The sequence below is a fragment of the Trinickia sp. genome (genome assembly GCF_057351765.1).
The window spans coordinates 1-3010 of record NZ_JBMRBK010000002.1 but is presented as its reverse complement, the minus strand read 5'-3'; the positions used below and the strand labels follow the sequence as shown (position 1 = coordinate 3010).

Genomic DNA, 3010 nt, shown 5'->3' with positions numbered 1-3010 from the left:
CTCTTCACCGATATCGACGGCAATTTCCCCAACCATCATCCCGATCCCGCGCATCCGGAAAACTTGCAGGATGTGATCCGGGCACTGAAGGAAACGGATGCTGAAATCGGCTTCGCATTCGATGGCGACGGCGACCGTCTCGGTGTGGTCACGAAGGATGGCCAGATCATCTATCCGGACCGCCAACTGATGCTCTTCGCGCAGGAAATCTTGTCGCGCAACCCCGGTGCGCAGGTCATTTACGACGTCAAGTGCACGCGCAATCTTGCTACCTGGGTGCGCCAGCATGGCGGCGAGCCGGTCATGTGGAAGACGGGCCATTCGCTCGTGAAGGCGAAGCTGCGCGAGACGGGCGCGCCGATCGCCGGTGAAATGAGCGGGCACGTGTTCTTCAAGGATCGCTGGTACGGTTTCGACGATGGTCTGTACACGGGCGCTCGCTTGCTCGAGCTGCTGGCGCGCGTGAGCGATCCGAGCAAGGTACTCAACGATCTGCCGAATTCACTGTCGACGCCCGAGTTGCAATTGAAGCTCGACGAGGGCGAGAACTTTGCGCTGATCGGGCGTTTGCAGAAAGAGGCGCGCTTTCAGGGAGCGGACGAAGTCATTACCATCGATGGATTGCGCGTCGAATACCCCGATGGTTTCGGGCTTGCGCGTTCGTCGAATACGACGCCTGTCGTGGTCCTGCGCTTCGAGGCCGACAGTGCCGATGCGCTCGCGCGGATCCAGGACGATTTCCGGCGCGTGATTCTGGCCGCCAAGCCGGACGCAAAGCTGCCGTTCTAAGCGATCGCGCTGCCCCGGTGGGGTGCCGGGGCGGCGCGGACGGGCCTTACTGGAGAAAAAAATGCATCCAATGAATTCCGGGCACTGGCTGTTCGTCATCGTCGTTCTGGTCGCGATGCTCTATCCGTACATCAGAATCATCCGCCGGGCGGGGTACTCGGGCTGGTGGTTCCTGACGATGTTCGTGCCGATCGTCAACATCGTCATGCTGTGGGTCTTCGCGTTCGCACAGTGGCCCGCACTCAATCGGGCCGATCGATAGTTCGGTAGCTCGATAGCTCGGTAGTGCAGCGCATACGCTCGCAGGAAAGCTGACGCGTCAGCGCCGGCATTCCTGAGCGCATTCGCTCACGACCTGCTCGAAGCAGCCCGCCGCATAGTCGACATCGTCCTCGGTCGTGTACCGCCCGATGCTGATTCGAATCGTTCGACTGGCGGCATCCTGCCCGAGTCCGATCGCGGTCAGTACATGCGACGGCGTGCCGGCTGCGGAATTGCAGGCCGAAGTCGATGAGACGGCCAGATCGCCGGGCAGCATGAACGTGAAAAAGCCTGGCAGATCGATGGTGAGGCTCAGCGTATGGGGAATGCGCCGCGCTGCGCCGGCATTGTGCGTGACGCCTTCGAGTCGAAGTACCCGTTCGAGCAACCGCGCGCTCAATCTCGCGATCCGCTCGCTGTCGCCTTGCATCTGATCCTGCGCGATCTCGCACGCGGTGCCCATTCCAACGATCTGGTGCGTGGGAAGCGTGCCCGAACGCAGGCCGCGCTCGTGGCCCCCGCCATGCATTTGCGGTGCGATGCGCTCGCATACCTCGCGGCTGACATAGAGCGCGCCGATTCCTTTGGGGCCGTAGACCTTGTGCGCCGACATCGACATCAGATCGATGCCGAGCGCCCGCACATCGATAGGCGTTTTGCCGAGCGCTTGCGCCGCATCGACATGCAGCAGCGCGCCGGCCTCATGTACCACCTGTGAGATTGCGGCGATGTCGGTCAACGTGCCGAGCTCGTTGTTGACGAGCATCAGCGACACGAGGCCGGTGTCCTCGCGCAACGCGGCGGCTACCGTCTGGACCGTGATCTCGCCGTTTTCGGATGGGCGCAGATAACTGACCGGCAGGCCGCGCTTTTCGAGGCTCGCCATCGTATCGAGCACGGCTTTGTGTTCGAGCTGGCTCGTGATCAGATGCCGTCGCGCCGAGGCGGTATCGGCATAGCCTTTCAGGGCGAGATTGTTCGACTCGGTTGCGCCGGAAGTCCAGACGATTTCGTCGGCGGAAGCGCCGATCAGCGCCGCGACTTGTTGGCGACCACGCTCGACCAATTGGCGGGCGCGCTGACCGGCCGCATGGGAACTCGACGCCGGGTTGCCGAACGCTCCCGACATGCCGAGGCATCCGAACATGGATTCGATGACCTTCGGATCGGCCGGCGTCGTGGCGGCGTAATCGAAATAGCGCAAATGGCCTGCGTCGCTCATCTTCTTCTCTCCGCTCTTCATGAACGAAGCGATCGTACGCGCAGTGCCCTAAAAAGTGCTTCCAATATAAACTGCGTTTCGCTTTGTTTTTGGTATGAATTTCTAGCGAATCTGGAATTGGTAGAACGGTTTTTTACCCGTCGACGATGCCGTGCGCTCTCGGCCTAAGGCGCCGTGGGTGCCGGCTGCGACGCGAGACCGCTCTTTGCCGTATCGGCGGGCGCGGATGTCGATGCGGCCGAGGGGGCCGAAGCTGTCGAAGGTGTCAGTGGTGCCAATGGTGCCGCCGGTGCCGCCGGCGGGGAGGCCGGCAACTCGCTCGCTTTGATCTTCGAAGGCTGCGGCACGGGCACGGCCTTCACCACGGTACGCAGGTATTGATCGACGTAATCGAAGAAGCGCTCGTAAAACTTCTGCGACTGAATGGTTTCGCTCGATACCTTCACCATCGCATCGCTGTTGGAGCGAATCGGCAGCGAAAGCGAACCGAAAATGCTCAACCCCACGCTTGCCGAGGTGTCGCTCTTTTTCAGCGCAAAGCCGCTTTGCACGGCGTTCGCGTAGACGAGGCTCGAATTCTCGGCATCATCGCCCGCCGTACAAACGACATGGAATTCGACGGTGATGTGCTTGTCGCCGCTCGGCTGGAAATCCTTGCTCGCGTCGATCGTGTCCGAGCGGGTCGTCGTAGTCAGATAACCCTGGCTCAGCAGCGCACGCCGCGCGGCCTCGCAGGCG

At 61.6% G+C, this 3010-nt stretch carries 3 protein-coding genes and 1 pseudogene; 2 read left to right on the top strand and 2 right to left on the bottom strand.

From position 1 onward, the window contains the following. Together ACO1XS_RS00045 and ACO1XS_RS00040 are read left to right on the top strand one after the other, a co-directional pair. On the top strand, positions 1 to 789 hold a 789-nt coding region (locus tag ACO1XS_RS00045), incomplete at its 5' end, for a phosphomannomutase/phosphoglucomutase (protein ID WP_486389773.1). Positions 790 to 859: 70 nt separating this feature from the next. Further along, entirely contained in the window at positions 860 to 1051 is a 192-nt protein-coding gene (locus tag ACO1XS_RS00040; RefSeq protein WP_331571680.1) for a DUF805 domain-containing protein, read from the top strand. 78 nt (positions 1052 to 1129) lie between these two features. Here the strand turns inward: ACO1XS_RS00040 and ACO1XS_RS00035 are convergent. Both ACO1XS_RS00035 and ACO1XS_RS00030 read right to left on the bottom strand, forming a co-directional pair. Further along, positions 1130 to 2272: pseudogene (locus tag ACO1XS_RS00035) on the bottom strand (cysteine desulfurase family protein); the annotation flags it as partial. Positions 2273 to 2436: 164 nt separating this feature from the next. Then, positions 2437 to 3010: DUF2242 domain-containing protein (locus ACO1XS_RS00030; RefSeq protein ID WP_486389772.1), on the bottom strand; the 574-nt coding region annotated here is incomplete at its 5' end.

Coding starts and splice junctions, on each gene's coding strand:
- ACO1XS_RS00040 (WP_331571680.1), top strand. CDS start 860: ATGAATTCCGGGCACTGGCTGTTCGTCATCGTCGTTCTGGTCGCGATG.